Here is a 25,561-nt window from a genome sequence, read left to right as displayed (position 1 = left end):
CTCTACTGTATGGGTTCCCGTCCTGCGCCGCGGAAGCTCACTATCTGCTGCCTCCCCCTGGCAGGAGATGGTGGCTTCCGCGGCCTGCTCCATTGCTGCAATGCGTCCCCCAAAGCTCCCCCGATGTTGCTTCACATTGCAGTGTGCAACTTCTCATCCTGCCCCCCGTCAGGTGAGTGACATCACCTTGCGGTGTTGCCCTGATGTCTGAAATAAGTATGACGTGTTGATAACGATGTTCGGTGGTGAGATGCGTGAATTTCATCCCTGTTATTCGCAATGGCCTATGTCTGCTGGGAGTGTTGCCACCGATAGGGACGTTTGTTCCACAAAAGCCTTGAGTATCAAGTCCCCTAAGCGGGGGATTAAGTACGACTTGATGGTTTGCGAATTACAGCTAGGGTGAAAGTCATTACCCATCTACAAGAAAGTAGCCCAATGATTCCCTCCCTGGATGAGCTCATCGAACGCTCCCACGTAGTTTCACTGCCAATGCGGGTGAAATTCCGCGGTATCACTACCCGGGAGGCCCTCCTCATTGAGGGACCGGCCGGCTGGGGAGAATTCAGCCCGTTCAAGGAGTACGAGCCAGCAGAGGCAGCAAACTGGCTAGCCTGCGGTATTGAAATGGCCTACCAGGGGCCACCCCCAGCGCTCCGGGACACAGTGGAAGTCAACGCAACCATCCCTGCGGTAGCTCCGGAAATGGTCCCCGAACTGCTGGAACGATTTCCCAGCTGCATGACCGTGAAAGTGAAAGTGGCAGAAAAGGGACACACCCTGGACATGGATCGCACCCGTGTCGAAGCAGTCAGAGCAGCCCGCCCTGGTGTGAAAGTGCGTATCGATGCCAACACTGGTTGGAGCGTAGACCAGGCAGAAGAGGCTGCCAAGACCTTCGGGCCACTTGATTACCTGGAACAACCCTGCGCCACCCTGGCGGAGTTGAAAGAGCTGCGCACTCGCCTCATTAGGCAGGGGATTTTCCAGCGCATCGCCGCGGATGAGTCGATCCGCAAAGCCGACGACCCATTTCGGGTGCTTGAGGCGCGCGCTGCGGATGTGGGCGTCGTTAAGGCAGCGCCATTGGGTGGGGTGCGCCGTCTCCTTCAGGTCGCTAGCCACCTGCGCAAACACGGCATGGACGTCACGGTTTCCAGCGCGCTTGATACTGCGGTGGGGCTCAGTGCCGGTATCGCCGCTGTTGCTGCCTTGCCGACGCACGATGACGACGATCTCATTGCCGTGCCGCCGGCACCGGCTGGGCTTGGCACCGGATCGCTCTTCCTGGAGGATGTAGCACCCGCAAGGGAGCTGGTGGATGGGCACCTGTCCGCCGACCCAGTGGCCCCGGACCCTGCTAGGCTCGCTGAGCTTCGGGCCGATCAAGATACGCGTCAGTGGTGGATCGACCGCCTGCGCGCGACGCATGCGGAATTGGCGCGACGCGACAACTAGAATATGGCCACATGACCGCTACGGATGTTGCTGCCCGAATTGTTGCTGAGCTGGTTGCCAATGGGATGACCGACGTTGTTGCGTGCCCCGGCTCGCGCAACGCCCCGCTGCTGCTGGAGCTGGCCAGGTCCCCGCTCAAGCTGCACATGCGTATCGACGAACGCAGCGCCGCCTTCCTCGCCCTCGGCATCGCCCGAGTGCAAAAGCGCCAGGTAGCTGTAGTGATGACATCCGGTACCGCGGTGGCGAACACCCTGCCCGCGGTGATCGAAGCGCACCTGACCAACACGCCTCTGATGATCCTGTCAGCGGATCGCCCGCGCTATTTCGTCGGCACCGGCGCCTCCCAAACCATCGAACAGTGTGGGCTGTTCGAGCCGTATGCCACGACCTTCGGCATCGATGTGGAGACCCGACCGGAGACCGCCGCCGCAACCTTACGACGCGCACTAGCTCATCCGGTCTCCCACGTGAACGTGGCCTTCCGTAACCCGCTGGTGGGCGAGGCTCCTGAGGTCACCGCAGACGTCCACGACATCTCGCTTGGTCACACCGACTGGGGCGTAGCTGATATTGACCTTTCCAAAAACACTTTGGTCATCGCAGGCGACGGTGCCTGGCAGGTCCCCGGCCTGGAGGATGTACCCACCATCGCCGAACCAACCGCACCGGCGCCACACAACGCGGTGCATCCACTCGCAGCCCACGTGTTCCACAAACCTCAGGTGTCCGCCGAGGACTATGTGGTGCACACCAAGCCAGAGCAGATCGTGGTGGTAGGGCACCCAACTTTGCACCGTGGGGTGCTCAAACTGACCCAGGATAAGGACATCGACATCACCGTGCTCACCCGCACGGCAAACTACACCGACCCGACCGGGGCGGCGCGCCGGGTGGCATCCACGGTGCGTGTCACCGGGCAGCCGTCCACGCAGTGGCTGAAAATCTGTGAAGCCGCAGGCCAGCTCGCTGCGGATGCGGTGCGGGACGGGTTGGAAAGCTGCGCAGACTTCACCGGGCTGCATGCCGCTGCCGCGATCGCAGATACCTTGGGGGTGGGGGACACCCTGGTCGTTGGGGCGTCCAACCCGATCCGCGATGTTGCCTTCGTCGGCTTGCCTTTCGACGGCGTGTCTACCTACTCCCCGCGCGGCGCAGCCGGAATCGACGGAACCGTCAGCCAGACCATCGGGATTGCGCTGGCCACCCAAGCACAATATCCAGCTGAGATTCGGGCGCCCCGGACCGTTGCCCTGCTCGGCGATGTCACCTTCTTGCACGACATTGGGGGACTGCTGATCGGGTCGGACGAACCGCGCCCAGAAAATCTCACCATCGTGGTGGCTAACGACAACGGCTGCGGCATTTTTGAAACCCTGGAACAAGGCGCGGAAGAATACCGTGACCGCTTCGAGCGAGTCTTCGGTACGCCACACGATGTGAACCTTGCTGAGCTTTGTGCTGGTTACGGCGTCGGCTACGAGCGGGCGGAAAGTGTGCAGGAGCTCGTCGATAAGCTGCTCGATGGCATTGAGGGACCGCCACAGTTTCGTGTGATCGAAGCAGTGACCACCCGCGATGGGCGACGTGACCTGCACGAAGAGATCGCCAAGGCCGTAGCCTGGTAGTCATGCACCGCATTCACCGCAGGGTCACCCAGCTTGTTCTCGCGCTCTACCTGTGCGCAGTAGTCGGTAGTGCGGCGCTCGTTATTGGGCCGCTGCTCAACGATCGTGAGATTGCCCAGAACCATGGGCGGGCACTTGCTCGCGTCACCTCAGTGACATCCTTTCGCACCACAATCGACTACCAAGACGAAGCAGGTCTCTTCCACGCCCCCAAAACTGGAGTGCTTTACCCCGGCGGGCTAGGGGAGGGCCAGCGGGTGTGGGTCGAGTATTCCAAACGTGACCCTGAGCTGGTGAAGGTGCAAGGGCGCAATTGGACTCTGGCATTGCTACCCGCCGCAAGTGTGTTCCTCATCTCAACTGCCGTGTTTGCGCTGCTCCTCACCCTGCTGGGGTGGTGGCGTAAGCGTCTCAACCTGCGCGCCGCGCTGTTGGAAGGGGGCTAAGAGTTAGGATTGCGGTTCGAAACGTTTGCCGGAATGTTTCCCTAACTTAACCTTCTGACAAGGTTGTGGTGGCTTTCAAAGGAGAGTATGGATTCCATGCGAGTTGCAATTGTTGCTGAGTCCTTCCTTCCAAATGTCAATGGCGTCACCAACTCGGTGTTGCGCGTGCTGGAACACCTGCACGAGCATGGCCACGAGGCCCTGGTGATCGCACCAGGCGCCCGCGACTTCGAGGAAGAGATCCCGTCCTACCTTGGGTTCGAGATTTTCCGTGTCCCCACGATCATGGTGCCACTGATCAACTCCCTCCCAGTGGGCGTGCCCATCCCGGCAGTCACCCAGGCGCTTCGCAACTTCAACCCGGATATCATCCACCTCGCCTCACCATTCGTGCTTGGTGGCGCTGGGGCGCTGGCCGCACGTCAGCTCCGCATCCCGGCGATCGCGGTGTACCAAACTGATGTGGCGGGATTTGCCACGAAGTACAAGCTCACCCCGTTGGCTGCGGCGAGCTGGGAATGGACTCGCACGCTGCACAACATGTGTCAGCGCACGCTCGCACCTTCCTCGGTGACCATCGCCGAGTTGGAAGCGCACGGGATCAATGAGATCTACCACTGGGGTCGTGGTGTCGACACCGTCCGGTTCCACCCTTCCAAGCGCAGCGAAGAGCTCCGCACTACCTGGGACCCCACCCGTTCCAAGCGGATCGTCGGATTCGTCGGGCGCCTGGCTGCGGAAAAGGGAGTAGATCGCTTGGCTTCGTTGGCGGATCGGGATGACTTGCAGCTCGTTATTGTGGGCGATGGGCCGGAGCGGCAACACTTGGAATCCCTGCTCCCGACGGCAGTGTTTATGGGAGCCTTGGGAGGGGAAGACCTGGCTCGCGCATACGCCAGCCTGGACCTATTCGTCCACACCGGCGAGTTCGAAACGTTCTGTCAAGCGATTCAGGAGGCCCACGCCTCCGGCATCCCGACCATCGGACCGCGCGCGGGTGGCCCCATTGACCTCATCACCCCAAGTGTGGATGGGGATTTGCTCGATGTGGAGACCTTCTCTGAGGAGCTTCCAGACGCCGTCGACGCGATTTTGGACCCACGGCGCTACGATCGTTTCGCAGCCGCATCCCGCAATACCGTGCGGACCAAGACTTGGTCGAGCCTGTGCGAGCAGCTCATAAAGCACTATGACGCCGTGATCGAGCAGTCCAAACGCGTGCCGCTCACCATCTTTGGCCCACGTCCAGAGCTCCCACTGTGGGCAGCGAAGGCACTGGGCGCGCGAATCAGCTAGCGCGCACTTCGGCTACATTTAAGGGCGTGGCTAAAAAAGGAATTAAGGCAACTCTGGACAAGCAACCCGTTGACGTGGCCCGGATGTTTGACCAGGTAGGCAAGAAGTACGACATCACCAACACCATCCTCACCTTGGGGATCGATGCCCACTGGCGTCGCCGGACCCGGGAGCGCCTGGCGCTGCGACCCGGAGAACTGGTGCTGGATCTTGCCGCCGGCACGGCCGTGTCTACCGTCGAACTAGCCAAGTCCGGCGCCACCTGTATCGCCTGCGATTTTTCCTTAGGGATGCTGGCTGCTGGCAAGCACCGCGATGTTCCCAAAGTGGCCGGCGATGGTATGCAGCTGCCGTTCCGGGACAATACGTTTGATGCCGTGACCATTTCCTACGGCCTGCGCAACATCCATGACCACGAGGCTGCGATCCGGGAGCTCGCGCGCGTCACCAAGCCAGGTGGTCGGCTATGCATCGCCGAGTTTTCCACCCCGATTGTGCCGGTATTTTCCCAGGCTTACGCCCTCGTGCTGCGGGTACTGCCAGCGATTGCACGCGCCGTCAGTTCCAACCCCACCGCCTACGAGTACCTCGCTGACTCCATTCGTGCCTGGCCGGATCAGGAAGAACTCGCCCGCCGGATCAACAACAATGGTTGGGCAGGCGCGGGATGGCAGAACCTCACCCTCGGAATCGTGGCGCTGCATTCTGCGGTTAAGCCTTAGGACCAGAGCGGGGTGTTGTGGCGTCGTGAAGCAAGCAGGTGCCCGGCGCCACGCCACACGCGGGCGACCACGTCGCGGTCTTCGTCGGTGATGAGGTTGCCCATTAGCCGTGCTGCGGAGTTCATTACGCCGGGCACCCGCAACCCCACCGGACCGAACACCGGCAGGAACTGCGGGTAGGTGAGGGCGCGAGCCAGGGTCCGGGCCAACAGGAAGGCTTCACCGTAGTGTTCCCGCAGCGTAAACGGCCACACGAGAGAAAGATCCTTACCTTGGGAGCAGAGCTTGATAGCGAGCTCGGCGGTCTCCAGAGCGTAGTCGATGCCCTCGCCATTGAGCGGGTTGACGCAGGCAGCGGCATCGCCGATCAGGGCCCAGTTCGGGCCCGCAACACCCGACACCGCGCCACCCATGGGGAGCAGCGCGCTCGCGACATTCTCCGGCTCCCCAAGCTGCCACTCCTCGCGTACCGACGCCGCGTAGCTGCGCAGCAGTTTCTTGGTATTGACGCGGGCCGGACGCGCGTCAGTCGATAGCGCGCCACAGCCAACATTCGCGTAGCCGGTGCCGAGCGGGAAAATCCACCCATAGCCGGGTTGCACGTCGCCGTCGGAGGACCGCAGCTCCAGGTGCGAGTGGATCCACGGCTCATCGCTCATCGGGGTAGAGCAGTAGGAGCGCGCAGCAATCCCATACACTTCACCGCGGTGCCACCTGCGCCCCAGCAGCTTGCCGAACGTCGAGCGCACCCCATCAGCCACGATGACATAACGGGGATGCACGCGCTTTACGACGCCATCCACCCGCACCTGAACCTCAGAAATTTGCCCGTGCGCGAGCGTTGGTTCCCCGGCCTCAGCCCCGAACCATCCCGTGACCCCGTCTTGGGTGAGGGCATGCTGCACCAACAGGTTGTCGAACTCGGTGCGGGGCATGGCTGAGCCAACGTCGCCAAAGGTCGACTGGGGCCAGGGGGCCTCGATGGAACCGCCGAAACCATGAAGCTTGAGGCCGCGGGAGGAGTAGCGCTGTGTGATCTGCTTCGCTAGGCCGATTTTCTCCAACTGGTGCATGGCACGAGGGGTGAGGCCGTCGCCGCAGGTCTTGTCGCGTGGGAAGGAAGCGGCGTCGATAAGCAGCGCAGAAAGCCCCTGCTTAGCGGCGTAAAAGGCGGCGGCGGCGCCAGCTGGGCCGGCCCCTATGATCAGGACATCCGTTGAGAAGATTGCACTCACGTCTTCCATTGTGACAAGTTCAAAGCAGAAACACTCACCCAGGGTGTGTATGTCGGAATTGTTTAAGCTACCGTAGATACCTAACTAGTTAATCCGTTTGGCCTCTCTTGCAGGGGGGCGCAGTATAGATCGAGGGCTACGACGAATGAGCAACGGCCAAGCCGGCTTGCCTAACACTGGTGAAAAACCAGAACAGCTTGTCACCCAAGTGACCGCCACCGCAGGAAATACCACGCAGGTTTCCTTGGGTGACCCGGAATTGACCGCCTCGATCACAGCAGGCCTCAGCCAGGTGGAGGAACTCCTGCGACAGGAGCTGTCTCGCGGTGAGGACTTCGTTACGGATAAGGTTCTCCACCTCGCCCAAGCTGGGGGTAAGCGTTTCCGCCCGATGTTCGCCCTCATCGCGTCCCAGTATGGTTCCGCGCCGTGTTCGCCAAAGGTCATTTCCGCGGCGACGATCGTTGAGATGACGCACCTGGCCACCCTGTACCACGACGACGTCATGGACGAAGCCGACAAGCGTCGCGGGGTTGACTCCGCCAACGCGAGGTGGAATAACTCTGTTGCTATTCTCGCTGGTGACATTCTGCTGGCCAACGTTTCCCGAATCATGGCCGAACTTGGGGTGGAAACTGTCGCGCACTTCGCAGAAACCTTCCATGACCTGGTCACCGGGCAGATGCGCGAGACCGTCGGTGCCCGTGGCGGGGACCCCATCGAGCATTACATGGACGTGATCAAGGAAAAGACCGGCGTGCTCATCGCCTCCGCCGGATACCTGGGAGCGTTGCATTCCGGTGCACCCGAGCCGATTCGAACGGCGCTGAGTAAGTTCGGCTACGACATCGGCATGGTGTTCCAGATTGTTGACGACATCATCGACATCTTCTCCGACTACACCCAATCCGGAAAGAACCCAGGCACTGACCTGCGCGAAGGTGTCTTCACCCTCCCCGTGCTCTATGCGCTCGCAGAGGAAGGTGAAGTGGGCGACGCGCTGCGCGCTAAACTCACCGGCCCGATCGGTGGCGATGACGCCCTCCTCGCCGAGGTACTCGATCTGCTCGCAAAGTCCACCGGCCGCGAGCGGGCACTTGCCGACGTCCACGCACTGCTTGCCGACGCCGAAGCCCAACTCGATCTCCTCCCAGCAGGCGCAGCCACCGAAGCGCTCCGCACGCTCGCTAAGATCACCGTCTCCCGAGTCGGATAAAAATAGCTAATGACCTGCCGATTTGCTTAAGTCGGTGGTGTTCGTAGTAGAGTGTGTAACGCACCTTGAGTGCGAGCCAGATTGCCCGAGCGGCCAAAGGGAGCGGATTGTAAATCCGTCGGCATTGCCTACGTTGGTTCGAATCCATCATCTGGCACAATCACAACCCGCCTTTCTAGATTTTCTAGGAAGGCGGGTTTTTAGTTGACTGGTGGGTTAAATGCCCTCCAGGTGGATGTGTTGCCTCTTTTGTACCCGCCTCATTATCTGCCCCATGTTAGGTGATCTGCTACTGCATAATGCCAGGTGGTGGTAGGGGGATTTTTCGTAGCATGGGGCAGATTTGTTTGGTGTGCACTCCTAAGGAGGCGCAGCAGTAAAAATGGAAGTTAGACGTCCCGCAACCAACTCGACATGGCTGTTAATCTGGTGCATTGTCACTTAAAAAAATAGCCTCTCACCACGTGATTTGTTTATTGCAGTGTTATCCGGTTATTCTTTTGAAGGCTTCAACGGAGCGGGCAGGTAAAACTGCCAGGCACAAGAGAAGCTGTGCCCCCTTAGCTCAGTCGGCAGAGCGTTTCCATGGTAAGGAAAAGGTCGACAGTTCGATTCTGTCAGGGGGCTCTGTTCTTTTTTCAGTCCTGTGCTGATTAATGAACGTGGCGGTGTAGCTCAGTGGTAGAGCAAACGACTCATAATCGTTGTGTCGCGAGTTCAATTCTCGCCATCGCTACCGAAGCACATGTGTGCGGGGTCCTTACGCGAGAGTGTGGGGACTCTTTGCACAGTTGCTTCGATATTGAAAGTCACCTTGGTGGCTGGCCTTATTTGAATTTAGGTCAGTTTCAGCTAGAGTGGTTCCGTATCGCTCGTTGCGAGTGGTGCATGAAGGGGCGTAGCTCAATTGGCAGAGCAACGGTCTCCAAAACCGTAGGTTGCAGGTTCGATTCCTGTCGCCCCTGCAAGGAAACCTTCATCAGTAAAATCCAAGGAGCTTAGGTGTCTGAAGATCGTCAACCAGGAAATGCGGCGGCTGCTGCTCGCCCTGCTGGTAAGCGTCAGGTCACTGGAGTTTCTACCACCTCTTCCGCACAGATCGCAGCTAAGAAAGCTTCCGCTAAGAGCGCTGGTGAAGATCAAGTTGGTGGTGGCGTTGCCACTTTCTTCCCCGAGGTTGGCTCGGAGCTGAAGAAAGTTATTTGGCCCACTGGCAAGCAAATGGTCACCTACACCATCGTGGTTTTCCTCTTCCTCATTCTTGTGACTGCACTGGTATCCGGAGTGGATTTCCTTGCTGGTCTCGGAGTTGAAAAAATCCTCGCCGGATAGTTAAACTAAACACCCAGATAATCCCGCCGAGTACCCCAAGGGTACGGCGGGATAATTTATTGCCCATGCCTTCCGGGTAGGATGGCTAACAACTGGCTTAACCCTCAAGCAAGAAAGTGCACAATGAGCGACGAATTTACGCCTGAGACGGATCTCGATACCGATCTGACTGATGCCGCCGAGGCTGCTGACGCGAAAGAGCAAGCAAGTGATGCTGAGCTGGCGCAGGTTGCTGAAGCTCTCGGTGATACTGAGGCAACTGCGGAAGATGCTGCTCTCGCCGAATACAAAACCCGCCTTCGTGCCTACATCCGTGAGCTGAAAAAGCTACCCGGCCAGTGGTACATCATCCAGTGCTACTCGGGGTACGAAAACAAGGTGAAGGCCAACCTGGACATGCGCGCCCAGACCCTTGAAGCGGAAGACTCGATCTTCGATGTGGTTGTGCCTATCGAAGAAGTAACTGAGATTCGTGACGGCAAGAAGAAACTGGTCAAGCGTAAGCTGCTGCCGGGTTACGTCCTCGTGCGCATGGAAGTTAACGATCGCTCCTGGTCTGTCGTTCGCGATACCCCAGGCGTCACGTCCTTCGTCGGCAACGAAGGCAACGCGACCCCAGTGAAGCACCGCGACGTCGCTAAGTTCCTCATGCCACAGACCGCACCTGCGGAGGGCGACGTGGAGCAGACCACCGCTGACGGCGAGAAGGTTATCGCCCAGCCAGTATCTGAAGGGGCTAAGGCGCCTCAGGTGGACTTCCAGGTCGGCGAGGCTGTCACCATCCTCACAGGTGCGCTTGCATCCGTGTCGGCCACGATCTCCGAGATCGATGCAGAAAACGGCAAGCTGCAGGCTCTGGTATCTATCTTCGGTCGCGAGACCCCAGTGGAGCTCACGTTCGATCAGGTGGAAAAGATCTCCTAACTACGGCGTCGGTAAGCCCGCTACAGCAATTTGGTGCTGCGGCGGGCTTTGCCGTATGGTAGAGCATCGCGCGTAAAACTTTTCGCGCCCATAATCATCCCCGGTGGCTCACGCATGTGGGCATCCGGACGTCTATTTCGAACAACATCGATGGCGAAATAGGCGGTACCACGGAAAGAAGGTTTAATCGATGGCTCCTAAGAAGAAGGTCTCCGGCCTCATCAAGCTGCAGATTCAGGCTGGTCAGGCTAACCCTGCACCACCAGTTGGCCCAGCACTCGGTGCTCACGGCGTCAACATCATGGAATTCTGCAAGGCTTACAACGCTGCGACTGAAAACCAGCGCGGTAACGTGGTCCCAGTTGAGATCACCGTCTACGAAGACCGCTCCTTCACCTTCAAGCTGAAGACCCCACCTGCTGCGAAGCTGCTGCTCAAGGCTGCTGGCCTGCAGAAGGGTTCCGGCGTTCCTCACACCCAGAAGGTCGGCACCGTGACCATGGATCAGTGCCGCGAGATCGCCACTACCAAGAAGGAAGACCTCAACGCTAACGACGTCGAGGCAGGCGCACGCATCATCGCCGGCACCGCCCGCTCCATGGGCATCGTCGTCGAGGGCGAATAAGCACTCGCTTAACGACGCCCATAGGGCGTCATTCCTGTGGCAGGGCCAGCTCCGGCCCGCACACACCACACAAATCAGTTAAGGATTTTTCACAATGAGCAAGAACTCTAAGGCATACAAGGCTGCTGCTGAGCTGATCGACGCCGGCCGCATCTACTCCCCACTCGAGGCTGCAAAGCTGGTCAAGGAGACCTCCTCCAAGAACTTCGACGCATCCGTCGACGTTGCCATCCGCCTGGGCGTTGACCCACGTAAGGCTGACCAGCTCGTTCGCGGCACCGTTAACCTGCCACACGGCACCGGTAAGACCGTCCGCGTTGCAGTCTTCGCTGAGGGCGAGAAGGCAACCGAGGCTGAAGCAGCAGGCGCAGACATCGTTGGCACCACCGAGCTGATCGAGCAGATCACCGCTGGCACCATCGAGTTCGACGTTGCTATCGCAACCCCAGACCAGATGGCCAAGGTTGGTCGCGTTGCCCGCGTCCTGGGCCCACGTGGTCTCATGCCTAACCCTAAGACCGGTACCGTGACCACCGACGTTGCTAAGGCAATCGAAGAGGTCAAGGGCGGCAAGATCTCCTTCCGCGTGGACAAGGCTTCCAACCTGCACGCACTGATCGGTAAGGCTTCCTTCGACGCTGAGAAGCTGGCTGAGAACTACGGCGCGCTCATCGACGAGCTGCTGCGCCTCAAGCCATCCTCCGCCAAGGGTGTCTACCTGAAGAAGATCACCATGTCTTCCACCACCGGCCCAGGCCTGCCAGTGGACACCAGCGTTCAGAAGAACTACGCAGGTTAATCCCTATCTCTGAAAGTCCTCGCCTCCAAGCGAGGACTTTTTACTTTCCCGGGAACAATCTCCGTGGTGCAGGCATCTTACTTTCGATACAAAAACTGTATTCGATCTGTTATCACGCCGTTGACGTGCAGAAACGAGCGGATTACTGGCCAAAGGTCGCAGAGATGTGAAATCGTTTCTCAGCGCGACACGGTGAGCCTTGATAATCTGACATTCTGTCTCAACTACTAGTAAGGAAGAAATTGTGACTACACCGCAGAACCCATTCCAGGACAACAACTCTGGCAACGAGTATGGCCAGGGGAATAACAACAACCCTTACAGCCAGAACTCGGGCGATGCTTACAGCGCAGCTGGTAGCTACCCGAATTCCGGCTACTCTGATCAGCCACTGATGGACGAACGCCCTCAAAACTACCTTGTTTGGGCGATCTTGGCCACTGTCTTGTGCTGTGTACCAACCGGTATCGCGTCGATCGTGTTCGCTACTCAGGTCAACAGCAAATGGGATATGGGCGACAGGGAAGGCGCCCGCAATTCTGCAAACAAGGCAAAGCTGTGGGCAATCATCTCTGTGGTGGCCGGCATTATTGTTGGCATCGTCAGCATCGCCGTGCAGTACTCACTCGGTGACCTTGGTTCCTCCGTCTAGTCTCAGGTGAGTCGGATAACTTCACATCCGGTTGCTCCGCTTTTCGTTGGTGCTACGGCAGTCTGTGGCTGCGTTGCTGTCGCAGTCGCAGACCCAGAAACCCCTGGTGGTGTGATCCCAGTGTGTCCGACTAAGGCATTGCTGGGAATCAACTGTCCGGGGTGTGGCTCCATGCGAATGATTCAGTGCCTCACGCAATTACGCTTTAGCGATGCGCTTCGTTACAACGCCCTCGGGCTCCTCTTCGTTCTTATCTTGATTTGGGCGTGGGTGGCTTGGTTGGGAAAAACTTGTGGGAAGAAGATCCCTGACTTTTTGCAATGGAAGCATGCACCTGTCGTCGTCGGGGTGCTCATCGCCGTGTGGTTTGTGATCCGAGTACTGCCGTTTGAACCGTTTCGCAGTTTGCAGGTGTAAAACCCACTGGGCTGGCGATTTGTGTTTTCCGCTAGGTAACGGCTAGAGTACCTAGCGAAGTTTGAACCGCCGTGCCAAACGGCGTAGCTCAAGTTTCACCGAAGACCGTTGGTCACCTCACTTCAGAGGTCGAAGGAATTCCCACTAGGGGATCGGCCCACGCAGGAGTAACTAGAGTCCATCCTCACAGTATGTGAGTTTGTTCCCTGTGCTCTTGCACGGGGTTTTTTGTTTGTTCAAGAAACCTCGGCGGACAATGTACATATACATGAGGAAGGAGGCGAAGTAATGGCAAACGCAAAGAACACCGCTGCTCTGGCAGAGCTGAAGGAGAAGTTCGCAGCTGCGAACTCGATCGTCCTGACCGAGTACCGTGGCCTGACTGTGGCGCAGACCACCGAACTGCGTCGTGCTCTGGGCTCTGATGTCCAGTACTCCGTCGCCAAGAACACCATGATCAAGCTGGCTGCTAAGGAAGCTGGCATTGAAGGTCTTGATGATCTCCTTACCGGTCCTACCGCTATTGCTTTCATCAAGGGCGAGGCTGTAGATGCTGCTAAGGCACTGAAGAAATTTGGTGGCGACAACAAGGCATTCGTGGTCAAGGGTGGCTACATGGATGGCAACGCTCTGAGCGCAGCTCAGGTCGACGCTATTGCCGAGCTGGACAACCGCGAGACCACTCTCGCAAAGCTGGCTGGCGCCATGAAGGGCAACTTGGCAAAGGCTGCAGGCCTGTTCAACGCTCCTGCTTCCCAGGTCGCACGCCTCGGCGCTGCGCTGCAGGAAAAGAAGCAGGGCGAATAATTTCCCACCGCCGGGAAAACAAAACCATTTACTTCCCTGACTCACCAGAGTCACACAAACGAAAGGACCGCCACCATGGCTAAGCTCACCAAGGACGAGCTCATTGAAGCTTTCAAGGAAATGACCCTCATCGAGCTCTCTGAGTTCGTTAAGGAATTCGAAGAGGTCTTCGAGGTCACCGCTGCTGCTCCAGTTGCAGTTGCTGCTGCAGGTGCTGCAGGTGGCGACGCTGCCGCTGCTGCTGAAGAGAAGGACGAGTTCGACGTCGTTCTCGAGGACGCTGGCGCAAAGAAGATCGGCGTTATTAAGGCTGTTCGCGAGATCGTTTCCGGCCTGGGCCTGAAGGAAGCTAAGGAGCTCGTTGAGGGCGCACCTAAGGCTATCCTCGAGGGTGCTAACAAGGACGACGCTGAGGCTGCTAAGGCTAAGCTCGAAGAGGCTGGCGCAAAGGTTACCCTCAAGTAATCTCGCTTTTTCAAGCATCAAACCCGCTCACCGCTTTGGTGAGCGGGTTTTTCCGTAGGTGCACCATAGATTTAGCGTACGGATGGGATTTCTGAGGCCTGATTCGTCCCATCCGTACGCTAAATTTCGCGCCTAGAACCTAGATGTTTCAAGGCGTCACCCGTGAGCCGGTAGGTGTCCCACTCTGAGAGTGGAAAAGCTCCGATGTGCTGGTAGAACTGGATAGAGGGTTCGTTCCATTTCAGAACGGACCATTCCATGCGGGCGTAGCCACGTTCCACGGCTAGCTTTGCGAGGTGTTTCAGTAGTGCGCCGCCGATGCCTTGGCCACGGCGTTCTTCGCGAACGTAGAGGTCTTCTAAGTAGATACCGTGGGTGCCTTCCCAGGTGGAGTAGTTGTGGAACCAGAGGGCGAAGCCGTCGAGGGTGTGCTCGGAGGTTTCCGGGGAGTCCACGACTATGGCGTGCACGGCGGGGTTGTCGCTGAATAGGGCGTCGTGAAGCTGCCTGCTTGTTGCCCGTACGGCGTCTGGTTCGCGTTCGTATTCGGCGAGCGCCAGGATGAGTCGGTGGATCTCGGGGACGTCTGCGGGGGCCGCTGGTCTTACGGTGGGGCTGTGCATATCAGGCAGTGTATTCCTTCAGGTGCGACGTGGGCCAGGTAGGATGTTCACCATGCTTCCTAAGTCCCGAATCTTTTCCGCGCTGACAGTTGGCCTCGGTGTCATGTTGCTGGTGTGGGGATTTCTGGCACCGCAGTTCCTCCATTTTGATGGTCGGATGCCACTGGACCTGCGGAACACTACCGTCACGCTGCAAGACGAGCAAGCTCAGACGCTGGTGCGACAGCAGGGGAAAGTGGTGACTGTACCGGTCACCCGCCAGTATCATGCTGAATTCATGGACCCGGTGGATGCTAATTCCGTGACCACACGGTTGGGTGTCACCACGATGCGGGGCAGTAATCAGGACGAGCTTGATCGGCTCATCGACGCCACCGTTTGGAGCTACCGGCTGGATCGCTACACCGGCCAGGCCTTGACCCCTGCGACGCTCGCGGACCAGCCTGCCAGCGCCACCCGCCAGGTGTCTATTGATTCGCTGTGGGTGAAGTTCCCCGTCAATTCAGCGCAGCAGACCTACCAGGTATTCGATGTGACGTTGCGCAAGGCCGTGCCGGCGACCTTTCAAGAGGAGATGGAGATTCAAGGGCGCACGGTGTATCGCTACCGGCAGGACATCGAGCCGACGAATGTCGCGATGAATTATGCCGGCCCGTTTAATACCACCCAGTTGGATGAAGGGGAGCAGGGGTACCTCTTCCACTCCGGCACCCGCGACTTCTACGTGGACCAGAAGTCGGGGCTGGTGGTGGACATCCATGAAAAGGTGGATGATTTCTACGGCACGCGAGAAGGGGAGAAGAAGGAGCAGGTGCTGCTTTTCGACGGCCGGATGGCTGAAGCCTCGCGTAATGAGATGCTTTCTCAAGCCGAAAGTATCAATGACGGCTCGGTTATCAGGATCTTGAATCGAGTCGCTGCGGGAGTGGGTATCGGCTTAACTCTGCTGGGGTTGTTGGGAGTGTTCGGCGTGATTGGTCGGAAACGTTAGGCGTGTCGGCTGTCCTGGGGGCACTACTGTGTTAGAGTTCCCGCAATGCATGCGTTTGTAAACGCTTTACTTCCAGGCATATCTGATATAGGCTGTTTCGTTGCACTGGAATCTGTCACCAGTTTTTCTGAAAGACCTTGGCTATCGGCTTGAAAATACCGATTTGACAAGGTCACTCCGTGCTATCTGGATGTAAAGTCCAGTGGCATAACTGGTGCGGTTTCCTCAGCAGACCGAATGCTCAAAGTAAGTGATTGCCGCCCTTTACCCACTTTAGGGGGTGGTGATTACGTGAGGTGCTGGAAGGACGCATCTTGGCAGTCTCCCGCCAGACCAAGTCTATGGCCGATATCCCCGGAGCTCCGAAGCGATACTCGTTCGCTAAGGTAACGGAGCCAATCGAGGTCCCTGGGCTTCTGGATCTTCAGCTCGAATCTTTCGCATGGCTGATCGGCACGCCGGAGTGGCGTGCCCGCATGCAGGAAGAAGTCGGCGAAGGCCAGAGGGTTACCAGTGGCCTCGAAGACATTTTGGAAGAGTTGTCCCCAATCCAGGACTACTCCGGAAACATGTCCCTTTCTCTGTCCGAGCCTCGCTTCGAAGAAGTGAAGCACTCTATTGATGAGTCCAAGGACAAGGACATCAACTACTCTGCACCGCTGTACGTCACCGCGGAGTTCGTGAACAATGAGACCGGCGAAATTAAGTCGCAGACGGTCTTCATTGGCGACTTCCCGATGATGACGGACAAGGGTACCTTCATCGTGAACGGCACCGAGCGTGTCGTTGTCTCTCAGCTGGTTCGCTCCCCAGGTGTGTACTTCGATCAGTCGATCGACAAGTCCACCGAGCGTCCGCTGCACGCTGTGAAGGTTATTCCTTCCCGTGGCGCGTGGTTGGAGTTTGACGTCGATAAGCGCGACACCGTTGGTGTTCGTATTGACCGCAAGCGTCGCCAGCCGGTGACCGTCCTGCTGAAGGCTTTCGGCTGGACCACCGAGCAGATCAAGGAACGCTTCGGATTCTCCGAGATCATGATGGCAACCCTCGAGTCCGACGGTGTCTCCAACACCGACGAGGCCCTCCTCGAGATCTACCGCAAGCAGCGCCCAGGCGAGCAGCCTACCCGCGACCTTGCACAGTCCCTCCTGGACAATTCCTTCTTCCGTGCAAAGCGCTACGACCTGGCTAAGGTCGGCCGTTACAAGGTCAACCGTAAGCTCGGCCTCGGTGGTGACCACGATGGCTTGATGACCCTGACCGAAGAAGACATCGCTACCACCATTGAATACCTGGTGCGCCTGCACGCTGGTGAAACCTCGATGACCTCCCCAACCGGGGAGATCATCCCAGTTGAGGTGGACGACATTGACCACTTCGGTAACCGTCGTCTGCGTACCGTTGGCGAGCTGATCCAGAACCAGGTCCGCGTTGGCCTGTCCCGTATGGAACGTGTCGTGCGTGAGCGCATGACCACCCAGGACGCTGAGTCCATCACGCCGACCTCCCTGATCAACGTTCGTCCCGTGTCTGCGGCGATCCGTGAATTCTTCGGAACCTCCCAGCTGTCCCAGTTCATGGACCAGAACAACTCGCTGTCGGGCCTGACCCACAAGCGTCGTCTGTCCGCACTGGGCCCAGGTGGCCTGTCCCGTGAGCGCGCCGGCATTGAGGTCCGCGACGTTCACCCATCTCACTACGGCCGTATGTGCCCAATTGAGACTCCGGAAGGCCCAAACATTGGTCTGATCGGATCCCTGTCGTCCTACGCTAAGGTCAACTCCTTCGGCTTCATTGAGACTCCGTACCGCAAGGTGGAAAATGGTGTGCTCACTGATCAGATCGAGTACCTGACCGCTGACGAGGAAGACCGCTACGTTATTGCGCAGGCTTCCATCGACGTGGACGAGTCCGGCAAGATCGTTGATGACACCGTAGTGGTGCGTCTGAAGAACGGCGACATTGAGGTCGTTGACTCCAAGACCATTGACTACATGGACGTCTCCCCACGCCAGATGGTGTCCGTGGCAACCGCCATGATTCCATTCCTCGAGCACGACGACGCAAACCGTGCCCTCATGGGCGCGAACATGCAACGTCAGGCCGTGCCGTTGGTACGCTCCGAGGCTCCATTCGTGGGCACCGGCATGGAAAAGCGCGCTGCTTACGACGCTGGCGACCTGGTGATCTCCAAGAAGGCCGGCATCGTGGAGAACCTTGCTGCTGACTTCATCACCATCATGGGTGATGATGGCATCCGCGATACCTACATGCTGCGCAAGTTCCAGCGCACCAATCAGGGCACTTCTTACAACCAGAAGCCACTGGTCAACATTGGTGACCGCGTCGAGGCTGGCCAGGTGCTTGCCGACGGCCCAGGTACCGCTAACGGTGAAATGGCCCTCGGTCGTAACCTGCTCGTGGCATTCATGCCATGGGAAGGCCACAACTATGAGGACGCCATCATCCTGAACCAGCGCCTGGTGGAAGAGGACATCCTGACCTCCATCCACATCGAGGAACACGAGATCGATGCTCGCGACACCAAGCTCGGTGCCGAAGAGATCACCCGTGAAATCCCGAACGTCTCTGAAGATGTTCTGAAGGACCTCGACGAGCGCGGTATCGTCCGCATCGGTGCAGACGTCCGTGACGGCGACATCCTGGTGGGTAAGGTCACCCCGAAGGGTGAGACCGAGCTGACCCCAGAAGAGCGCCTCCTGCGCGCCATCTTCGGTGAGAAAGCCCGCGAAGTCCGCGACACCTCCATGAAGGTGCCACACGGTGAGACCGGTAAGGTCATCGGCGTCCGTCGCTTCTCTCGCGAGGACGACGACGATCTCGCCCCTGGTGTCAACGAGATGATCCGCGTGTACGTGGCTCAGAAGCGTAAGATCCAGGACGGCGACAAGCTCGCTGGCCGCCACGGCAACAAAGGTGTCGTGGGCAAGATCCTGCCACAGGAAGATATGCCATTTATGCCAGACGGCACCCCAGTGGACATCATCCTGAACACCCACGGTGTGCCTCGCCGTATGAACATCGGCCAGGTGCTGGAAGTTCACCTCGGTTGGCTTGCCGCTGCTGGTTGGCACATTGATCCGGAAGACGTCAAGAACGCAAAGCTGCTGGAGACCCTCCCAGAGGAGCTCTACGACGTTCCAGCCGGTTCCCTGACCGCCACCCCGGTGTTCGACGGCGCAACCAACGAAGAACTTGCTGGTCTGCTGGCTAACTCACTGCCAAACCGCGACGGCGACGTCATGGTGGATGAAAATGGCAAGGCGCAGCTGTTCGACGGCCGTTCCGGTGAACCATTCCCATACCCAGTGTCTGTCGGCTACATGTACATCCTGAAGCTGCACCACTTGGTCGATGAGAAGATCCACGCTCGTTCCACCGGCCCTTACTCCATGATTACCCAGCAGCCACTCGGCGGTAAGGCCCAGTTCGGTGGCCAGCGCTTCGGTGAAATGGAAGTGTGGGCAATGCAGGCGTACGGCGCGGCCTACACCCTGCAGGAATTGCTGACCATCAAGTCTGACGACGTGGTTGGCCGTGTGAAGGTCTACGAAGCCATCGTGAAGGGCGAAAACATCCCGGATCCTGGTATTCCTGAGTCCTTCAAGGTTCTGCTCAAGGAGCTCCAGTCCTTGTGCCTGAACGTGGAGGTTCTCTCCGCTGACGGCACCCCGATGGAGCTCGGCACCTCTGACGACGACGAGTTTGACCAGGCTGGCGCCTCCCTCGGCATCAACCTGTCTCGCGACGAACGTACCGACGACATCGCGTAACTCACGGTCTTAGCAGCTTAACGACGGCCATAGGATTGCAACCTATGGCCCGTCGATAAGCGCGAAGGCGAAAAACGAACAAGTTCTTTAGAAAACCCAAGACATTTTAGGGAAAGGGAGTTACGTGCTCGACGTCAACTTCTTCGACGAGCTCCGCATTGGTCTCGCCACCGCCGACGACATCCGTCGTTGGTCTAAGGGCGAGGTCAAGAAGCCTGAGACCATTAACTACCGTACTTTGAAGCCTGAGAAGGACGGCCTGTTCTGCGAGCGCATTTTCGGTCCAACTCGCGACTGGGAATGCCAGTGTGGTAAGTACAAGCGCGTCCGTTACAAGGGCATCATCTGTGAACGCTGTGGCGTTGAGGTGACCAAGTCCAAGGTGCGTCGTGAGCGCATGGGCCACATCGAGCTCGCCGCTCCAGTGACCCACATCTGGTACTTCAAGGGCGTGCCATCTCGCCTCGGCTACCTTCTGGACCTGGCTCCAAAGGACCTGGAGCGCATCATCTACTTCGCAGCCAACATCATCACCTCCGTTGATGAAGAGGCTCGCCACAACGACCTGACCACTCTGGAAGCAGAAATGCTGCTAGAGAAGAAGGACGTTGAGGCCGACATGGAGTCTGAGATCGCGGATCGCGCTCAGAAGCTGGAAGAGGACCTCGCTGAGCTCGAGGCCGCCGGCGCTAAGGCTGACGCCCGCAAGAAGGTCCAGTCCGCTGCAGAAAAGGAAATGCAGCACATCCGTGAGCGCGCTGAGCGTGAGATCGACCGCCTGGAAGAGATTTGGCAGACCTTTGTCAAGCTCGCTCCAAAGCAGATGATCATCGACGAGACCATCTACACCGAGCTGGTTGACCGCTACGAGGATTACTTCACCGGCGGCATGGGCGCCGAAGCTATTCAGGAGCTCATCCGTGGCTTCGACCTCGACGCCGAGGCTGAAGAACTCCGCGAGATCATCAACAACGGCAAGGGCCAGAAGAAGATGCGTGCCCTCAAGCGCCTAAAGGTTGTTGCAGCCTTCCAGCGCTCCGGCAACGACCCAGCTGGCATGGTCCTGGACTGCATTCCAGTGATCCCACCAGAGCTGCGCCCAATGGTTCAGCTCGACGGTGGTCGCTTCGCAACCTCCGACCTCAACGACCTCTACCGCCGTGTGATCAACCGCAACAACCGCCTCAAGCGCATGATCGATCTGGGCGCACCAGAGATCATCGTGAACAACGAAAAGCGTATGCTGCAGGAATCTGTGGACGCGCTCTTCGACAACGGTCGTCGCGGCCGCCCAGTGACCGGCCCGGGCAACCGCCCACTGAAGTCCCTGTCTGATCTGCTCAAGGGCAAGCAGGGTCGCTTCCGTCAGAACCTGCTGGGTAAGCGTGTCGACTACTCCGGTCGTTCCGTTATTATCGTTGGTCCGCAGCTGCGCCTGCACGAATGTGGTCTGCCGAAGCTGATGGCTCTTGAGCTGTTCAAGCCATTCGTCATGAAACGACTGGTGGAAAACGACTACGCACAGAACATCAAGTCCGCAAAGCGCATGGTGGAACGCCAGCGTCCAGAGGTGTGGGACGTCCTCGAAGAGGCCATTTCTGAGCACCCAGTGATGCTGAACCGTGCACCTACGCTGCACCGCCTCGGTATCCAGGCCTTCGAGCCAGTGCTCGTCGAAGGTAAGGCAATTCAGCTGCACCCACTGGCCTGTGAAGCATTCAACGCTGACTTCGACGGTGACCAGATGGCAGTCCACCTGCCACTGTCCGCTGAAGCTCAGGCAGAGGCCCGCGTGCTGATGCTCGCTTCCAACAACATCCTGTCGCCAGCATCCGGTAAGCCACTGGCTATGCCACGTCTGGACATGGTCACCGGTCTGTACTTCCTGACCCTGGCCAAGGGCAAGGATGAGTTCGGCGGCCAGGGTGCTTACGAACCAGCAACCGCTGAGGGCATTGCTCAGGGCGTGTACTCCTCCATGGCGGAAGCCATCATGGCCTACGACCGTGGCGTGCTCGGCCTGCAGGCACCGATCAAGGTACGCATCTCTCACCTGCGTCCACCAGCAGACATTGAAGCTGAGCAGTTCCCAGACGGCTGGAACAAGGGTGACACCTGGATGGCAGACACCACCCTGGGTCGCATCATGTTCAACGAGCTGCTGCCATGGAACTACCCATACCTTGAGGGCGTCATGGTCCGTAAGGGCGGCGGCTCCGACAAGATCATGCTCGGCGACGTCATCACCGACCTGTCCGCGCGCTACCCAATGATCACCGTCGCGCAGACCATGGACAAGATGAAGGATGCCGGTTTCTACTGGGCAACCCGTTCCGGCGTGACCATCACCATGTCTGACGTGCTTGTGCTTCCGAACAAGGACGAAATGCTCGACCGTTACGAGGCCGAAGCCCGTACCATCGAGACCAAGTTCCAGTTCGGTAAGCTCACCTCCCGCGAGCGTTACGACCGCCTGGTCGAGCTGTGGAAGGACGCCACCGACGAGGTTGGTAAGGCCGTTGAGGACCTGTACCCAGATGACAACCCGATCCCAATGATCGTGAAGTCTGGTGCAGCAGGTAACATGCGTCAGATCTGGACCCTGGCCGGCATGAAGGGCATGGTTGTGAACTCGAAGGGTGACTACATCACCCGACCAATTAAGACCTCATTCCGTGAAGGCCTGACGGTTCTCGAGTACTTCAACAACTCCCATGGTTCCCGTAAGGGCCTGGCCGATACCGCACTGCGTACCGCAGACTCCGGTTACCTCACCCGTCGTCTGGTTGACGTTGCTCAGGACGTCATCGTCCGCGAAGAGGACTGTGGTACCCGCCAGGGCGTCCGCGTCCCAGTGGCGGAGAAGTCCGGCGATAAGTACGTCCGCCACTCCCTGGTTGAGACCTCTGTCTCTGGCCGAGTATTGGCAGCAGACGCCGTCGATAAGGACGGCAACGTCGTCCTGGCCGCCGGCACCGACCTCGGCGAGCTGCAGATCGACGCACTTGTCGACGCCGGAGTTGAGATCGTAAAGGTCCGTTCGGTCCTGACCTGCCAGACCCCAACCGGCGTGTGCGCGAAGTGCTACGGCAAGTCCATGGCATCCGGCCACCAGGTCGACATCGGCGAGGCCGTCGGTATCGTCGCAGCACAGTCCATTGGTGAGCCTGGTACCCAGCTGACAATGCGTACGTTCCACCAGGGTGGTGTCGGTGGTGACATTACCGGTGGTCTGCCACGTGTCCAGGAGCTTTTCGAGGCCCGCGTTCCAAAGAACCGCGCCCCAATCGCCTCCGCCGCTGGCGTTGTCCACCTCGAGGACGAAGGCAACTTCTACACGCTGACCATCGAGCCAGAAGACGGCTCCGACAACGTGGTTTACGAGAAGCTGTCCAAGCGCCAAGGCCTGGCAATGGTGAAGGTTCCAATGGAATCTAACCCAGACGCCATGATCGAGCGCACGCTGCGCGAAGGCGACCGCGTTGAGGTGGGCGACCGCCTGCTGCGTGGCCCAGCTGACCCGCACGACGTGCTCGAGGTGCTTGGTCGCCGTGGTGTGGAACAGCACCTGATTGATGAAGTGCAGGCCGTGTACCGCGCCCAGGGTGTGGCTATCCACGACAAGCACATCGAAATCATTATTCGCCAGATGCTGCGTCGCGGTACCGTCATCGAATCCGGTTCCACCGAATTCCTGCCGGGCACCCTGGTTGATCTGTCCGAAGCAAAGCGTGCTAACGCCCAGGCTATCGCCGACGGCGGCCAGCCAGCCGAGCTCCGCTCCGAGATCATGGGTATCACCAAGGCCTCTCTGGCTACCGAATCCTGGCTCTCCGCGGCCTCCTTCCAGGAGACCACCCGCGTGCTTACCGACGCCGCCATCAACAAGCGCTCGGATAAGCTGATCGGCCTCAAGGAGAACGTGATCATCGGTAAGCTGATCCCAGCTGGTACCGGTATCGCCCGCTACCGCAACATCTCGGTCAAGCCAACCGAGGCAGCACGCAACGCCGCCTACTCGATCCCAACCTATGGCGATTCGATCTACGGCGATGACGGCTACGGTGAGTTCACCGGCGCTTCCGTCCCGCTGGACGAGACCTTCTAGTCCTATTTAGGTCTGCTGACACAATCGGCCCCGGCCTTGGTACCGAAAACTCCCAGTGGGTGGGAGTGATACCAAGGCCGGGGCTGGTTTAGTTAGAACAGAAGCGAAATCAAGCGTACGGAAGGGACTTTTCAAGCCTTAAAAATCCCATCCGTACGCTCGATCTGCTGGTGGATGAGAAATTATATTGTCCGAGGCATCCGCTTTACTTCCACGCCACCCATGAGCGCGAGGCCCGTGACCCGGACAGTCGGCACGTTAGTGGGTAAATCTTCCATCCGGGTGGTTACTTCTTTGTTAGAGACGATTCCATAACCACCCATAATTCCGGTGCCGTCGCAGACGACGCGCACATCTTCCGGGACGAGTACAGAAATACCACCCATTACCGCCCATGCATGAATGGTGATGTCATGGCCTGCGAATTGCGCACGAGTGAGGTCGAGAATAGTTCCACCCATGACGGAGATGGAGGTGTGTGACGTGGCAATTGTCCACGATCCGTTCCGCTCACTACCTCCCATGAGTGAAAAACTGAACGTCTCGCCGGGTGTGTTCGTCACCACATTTTGTGAGGGTAGGGAAGGGGAGTAATGGGGACGCTCAGCCACTTCCTTGCCTAGAAGGCGAGCGGGGTCAGGAACTAAATCAGATAAGGGCGTGAGTAGCTCATCGCGGTATTTTGCCTGCGTGACGGCACGGGATCGCTCGTCGAACTCCGCGAAATCTAACTGGCCATTACTCAATGCTTGGCTCAGCACAGCCAAAATCTGATTGCGGTCATTGTCGGTGGCGCGAAGGCGGGGCTTTTCCATGGGTTTAGAATAACCAACGAATTTGGTTTGTGGTGGGGCAATGCTGTACGCTGGCGGACAGTCCCACGTTTTTATGGTGGGAGCCTTGCGTTAGACCAGCTGAAGAGCTGTTCAGTATGACGCGATGGAATTGCACGGTAGCGGCCCCGGAGAAGAGCCCCTTTTTTGGTTTGTCTACCTACTTTCGCGGTTCCGAGGCTACAACTAAAGCTCATCACAGTAGAAAGAACTTCTATGCCAACTATTCAGCAGCTGGTCCGTAAGGGCCGCCATGATAAGAGCACGAAGGTCGCTACCGCCGCATTGAAGGGTTCCCCTCAGCGTCGTGGCGTATGCACCCGTGTTTACACCACCACTCCTAAGAAGCCTAACTCTGCACTGCGTAAGGTTGCCCGTGTGCGCCTGACCTCCGGTATCGAGGTTTCCGCATACATCCCAGGCGAGGGCCACAACCTCCAGGAGCACTCCATGGTGCTCGTTCGCGGTGGTCGTGTGAAGGACCTCCCAGGTGTTCGCTACAAGATCGTGCGTGGCGCACTTGACACCCAGGGTGTTAAGGACCGCAAGCAGGCACGTTCCCGCTACGGTGCAAAGAAGGGATAAGAGGAATGCGTAAGGGAAAGGCTCCAGTACGCCCGGTCGTTAAGGACCCGGTATACGGCTCTGAAACTGTTACCCAGCTGGTTAACAAGGTTCTGCTGGATGGCAAGAAGTCCACTGCAGAACGCATCGTGTACAACGCACTCGAGGCTTGCCGTGAGAAGACCGGTACCGACCCAGTGCTGACCCTCGAGAAGGCTCTGGGCAACATCAAGCCAGACCTCGAGGTTCGCTCCCGCCGCGTTGGTGGCGCAACCTACCAGGTTCCTGTTGAGGTTCGCCCAAACCGTGCAAACACCCTCGCTTTGCGTTGGCTCGTGACCTTCACCCGCCAGCGTCGTGAGAACACCATGGTTGAGCGCCTCGCTAACGAGATCCTCGATGCAGCCAACGGTCTTGGTGCTTCCGTGAAGCGCCGCGAAGACACCCACAAGATGGCTGAAGCAAACCGCGCTTTCGCACACTACCGCTGGTAGTGCAAACGACCCACATTGGCCTCGTCGCCGATCCACCCAGAACCTTCCGTTCTGCGGCGACCTCGGTGCGAGGCCATTTGTGTGCCTAATGCCATCTCGATTTGCTGGAGATTTTCAACCTAGGGGCTGTAA

The 25,561-nt window shown here is 58.5% G+C and carries 22 protein-coding genes and 4 tRNA genes; 23 read left to right on the top strand and 3 right to left on the bottom strand.

What is annotated here, in order from left to right; all coding sequences use genetic code 11:
- Positions 1–438: 438 nt before the first annotated feature.
- The 5 genes from ACZ6ZO_RS08240 (at position 439) to ACZ6ZO_RS08220 (ending at position 5,550) form a co-directional block, all read left to right on the top strand.
- Positions 439–1,458: an o-succinylbenzoate synthase gene (locus tag ACZ6ZO_RS08240; protein WP_465291852.1), complete on the top strand. Its 1,020-nt coding sequence runs from the start codon at positions 439–441 to the stop codon at positions 1,456–1,458.
- Positions 1,459–1,469: 11 nt separating this feature from the next.
- Entirely contained in the window at positions 1,470–3,086 is a 1,617-nt protein-coding gene (gene menD / locus ACZ6ZO_RS08235) for a 2-succinyl-5-enolpyruvyl-6-hydroxy-3-cyclohexene-1-carboxylic-acid synthase (protein ID WP_465291850.1), read from the top strand.
- A 2-nt stretch (positions 3,087–3,088) separates the two neighbouring features.
- Complete coding sequence (locus ACZ6ZO_RS08230) at positions 3,089–3,532, top strand: DUF3592 domain-containing protein (RefSeq protein WP_182387016.1); 444 nt, start codon at positions 3,089–3,091, stop codon at positions 3,530–3,532.
- 96 nt (positions 3,533–3,628) lie between these two features.
- On the top strand, positions 3,629–4,828 hold the full coding sequence (locus ACZ6ZO_RS08225) for a glycosyltransferase family 4 protein (protein ID WP_220463911.1): 1,200 nt from the start codon (positions 3,629–3,631) through the stop codon (positions 4,826–4,828).
- A gap of 41 nt (positions 4,829–4,869) precedes the next feature.
- Complete coding sequence (locus ACZ6ZO_RS08220) at positions 4,870–5,550, top strand: demethylmenaquinone methyltransferase (protein WP_407926300.1); 681 nt, start codon at positions 4,870–4,872, stop codon at positions 5,548–5,550.
- On the opposite strand, the gene ACZ6ZO_RS08215 is transcribed toward ACZ6ZO_RS08220, so the two are convergent.
- Positions 5,547–6,794 carry a geranylgeranyl reductase family protein gene (locus ACZ6ZO_RS08215; protein ID WP_465291847.1) on the bottom strand — a complete coding sequence of 416 codons (1,248 nt, stop codon included), beginning with the start codon at positions 6,792–6,794 and terminating at the stop codon, positions 5,547–5,549. The genes ACZ6ZO_RS08220 and ACZ6ZO_RS08215 overlap by 4 nt on opposite strands.
- 199 nt (positions 6,795–6,993) lie before the next feature.
- On the opposite strand from ACZ6ZO_RS08215, the gene ACZ6ZO_RS08210 reads away from it, so the two are divergent.
- From ACZ6ZO_RS08210 to rplL, 13 genes are all read left to right on the top strand, one after another.
- Positions 6,994–8,001 (top strand): polyprenyl synthetase family protein, encoded by a 1,008-nt coding sequence (locus ACZ6ZO_RS08210; protein ID WP_420839182.1) that lies wholly within the window; start codon positions 6,994–6,996, stop codon positions 7,999–8,001.
- A gap of 75 nt (positions 8,002–8,076) precedes the next feature.
- Positions 8,077–8,158: transfer RNA gene (locus ACZ6ZO_RS08205), tRNA-Tyr, on the top strand.
- Positions 8,159–8,555: 397 nt separating this feature from the next.
- Positions 8,556–8,628: transfer RNA gene (locus tag ACZ6ZO_RS08200), tRNA-Thr, on the top strand.
- A 37-nt stretch (positions 8,629–8,665) separates the two neighbouring features.
- Positions 8,666–8,737, top strand: a tRNA-Met gene (locus ACZ6ZO_RS08195).
- Between the two features lie 156 nt (positions 8,738–8,893).
- Positions 8,894–8,966: transfer RNA gene (locus tag ACZ6ZO_RS08190), tRNA-Trp, on the top strand.
- 37 nt (positions 8,967–9,003) lie between these two features.
- Positions 9,004–9,333: a preprotein translocase subunit SecE gene (gene secE / locus ACZ6ZO_RS08185; protein ID WP_182387012.1), complete on the top strand. Its 330-nt coding sequence runs from the start codon at positions 9,004–9,006 to the stop codon at positions 9,331–9,333.
- A gap of 123 nt (positions 9,334–9,456) precedes the next feature.
- Positions 9,457–10,257, top strand: coding sequence for a transcription termination/antitermination protein NusG (gene nusG, locus ACZ6ZO_RS08180; protein ID WP_182387011.1), 801 nt, complete (start codon positions 9,457–9,459; stop codon positions 10,255–10,257).
- Between the two features lie 190 nt (positions 10,258–10,447).
- Complete coding sequence (gene rplK, locus ACZ6ZO_RS08175; protein ID WP_182387010.1) at positions 10,448–10,882, top strand: 50S ribosomal protein L11; 435 nt, start codon at positions 10,448–10,450, stop codon at positions 10,880–10,882.
- Between the two features lie 94 nt (positions 10,883–10,976).
- Entirely contained in the window at positions 10,977–11,681 is a 705-nt protein-coding gene (gene rplA / locus ACZ6ZO_RS08170) for a 50S ribosomal protein L1 (RefSeq protein WP_182387009.1), read from the top strand.
- Between the two features lie 244 nt (positions 11,682–11,925).
- On the top strand, positions 11,926–12,333 hold the full coding sequence (locus ACZ6ZO_RS08165; protein WP_232843344.1) for a CD225/dispanin family protein: 408 nt from the start codon (positions 11,926–11,928) through the stop codon (positions 12,331–12,333).
- Positions 12,334–12,339: 6 nt separating this feature from the next.
- Positions 12,340–12,750, top strand: a complete 411-nt coding sequence (locus tag ACZ6ZO_RS08160; RefSeq protein WP_465291843.1) for a DUF2752 domain-containing protein — start codon at positions 12,340–12,342, stop codon at positions 12,748–12,750.
- 288 nt (positions 12,751–13,038) lie between these two features.
- Positions 13,039–13,557 carry a 50S ribosomal protein L10 gene (gene rplJ / locus ACZ6ZO_RS08155; RefSeq protein WP_343159142.1) on the top strand — a complete coding sequence of 173 codons (519 nt, stop codon included), beginning with the start codon at positions 13,039–13,041 and terminating at the stop codon, positions 13,555–13,557.
- Between the two features lie 75 nt (positions 13,558–13,632).
- Entirely contained in the window at positions 13,633–14,022 is a 390-nt protein-coding gene (gene rplL / locus ACZ6ZO_RS08150) for a 50S ribosomal protein L7/L12 (RefSeq protein WP_182387006.1), read from the top strand.
- A gap of 119 nt (positions 14,023–14,141) precedes the next feature.
- On the opposite strand, the gene ACZ6ZO_RS08145 is transcribed toward rplL, so the two are convergent.
- Positions 14,142–14,645 carry a GNAT family N-acetyltransferase gene (locus tag ACZ6ZO_RS08145; protein WP_465291840.1) on the bottom strand — a complete coding sequence of 168 codons (504 nt, stop codon included), beginning with the start codon at positions 14,643–14,645 and terminating at the stop codon, positions 14,142–14,144.
- Positions 14,646–14,697: 52 nt separating this feature from the next.
- Here ACZ6ZO_RS08145 and pgfA point away from each other — a divergent pair, with 52 nt between their 5' ends.
- The 3 genes from pgfA to ACZ6ZO_RS08130 all read left to right on the top strand — a co-directional run bounded on the left by pgfA (position 14,698) and on the right by ACZ6ZO_RS08130 (position 23,538).
- Positions 14,698–15,636: a cell envelope lipid trafficking protein PgfA gene (gene pgfA, locus ACZ6ZO_RS08140; protein WP_465291838.1), complete on the top strand. Its 939-nt coding sequence runs from the start codon at positions 14,698–14,700 to the stop codon at positions 15,634–15,636.
- Between the two features lie 296 nt (positions 15,637–15,932).
- Complete coding sequence (gene rpoB, locus ACZ6ZO_RS08135; RefSeq protein WP_465291836.1) at positions 15,933–19,430, top strand: DNA-directed RNA polymerase subunit beta; 3,498 nt, start codon at positions 15,933–15,935, stop codon at positions 19,428–19,430.
- Between the two features lie 124 nt (positions 19,431–19,554).
- Positions 19,555–23,538: a DNA-directed RNA polymerase subunit beta' gene (locus ACZ6ZO_RS08130; protein ID WP_208768661.1), complete on the top strand. Its 3,984-nt coding sequence runs from the start codon at positions 19,555–19,557 to the stop codon at positions 23,536–23,538.
- Positions 23,539–23,720: 182 nt separating this feature from the next.
- Here the strand turns inward: ACZ6ZO_RS08130 and ACZ6ZO_RS08125 are convergent, their stop codons facing one another.
- On the bottom strand, positions 23,721–24,353 hold the full coding sequence (locus ACZ6ZO_RS08125; protein ID WP_465291833.1) for a DUF1707 SHOCT-like domain-containing protein: 633 nt from the start codon (positions 24,351–24,353) through the stop codon (positions 23,721–23,723).
- 234 nt (positions 24,354–24,587) lie between these two features.
- On the opposite strand from ACZ6ZO_RS08125, the gene rpsL reads away from it, so the two are divergent.
- Positions 24,588–24,956, top strand: coding sequence for a 30S ribosomal protein S12 (gene rpsL, locus ACZ6ZO_RS08120; protein ID WP_047239507.1), 369 nt, complete (start codon positions 24,588–24,590; stop codon positions 24,954–24,956).
- Between the two features lie 5 nt (positions 24,957–24,961).
- Positions 24,962–25,429 carry a 30S ribosomal protein S7 gene (gene rpsG / locus ACZ6ZO_RS08115; RefSeq protein ID WP_208768662.1) on the top strand — a complete coding sequence of 156 codons (468 nt, stop codon included), beginning with the start codon at positions 24,962–24,964 and terminating at the stop codon, positions 25,427–25,429.
- Positions 25,430–25,561 lie beyond the last annotated feature (132 nt).

Source organism: Corynebacterium sp. NPDC104732, from assembly GCF_055583565.1.
Note: the sequence above shows the minus strand (reverse complement) of the source record. Positions and strands in the feature narration are given on the sequence as shown.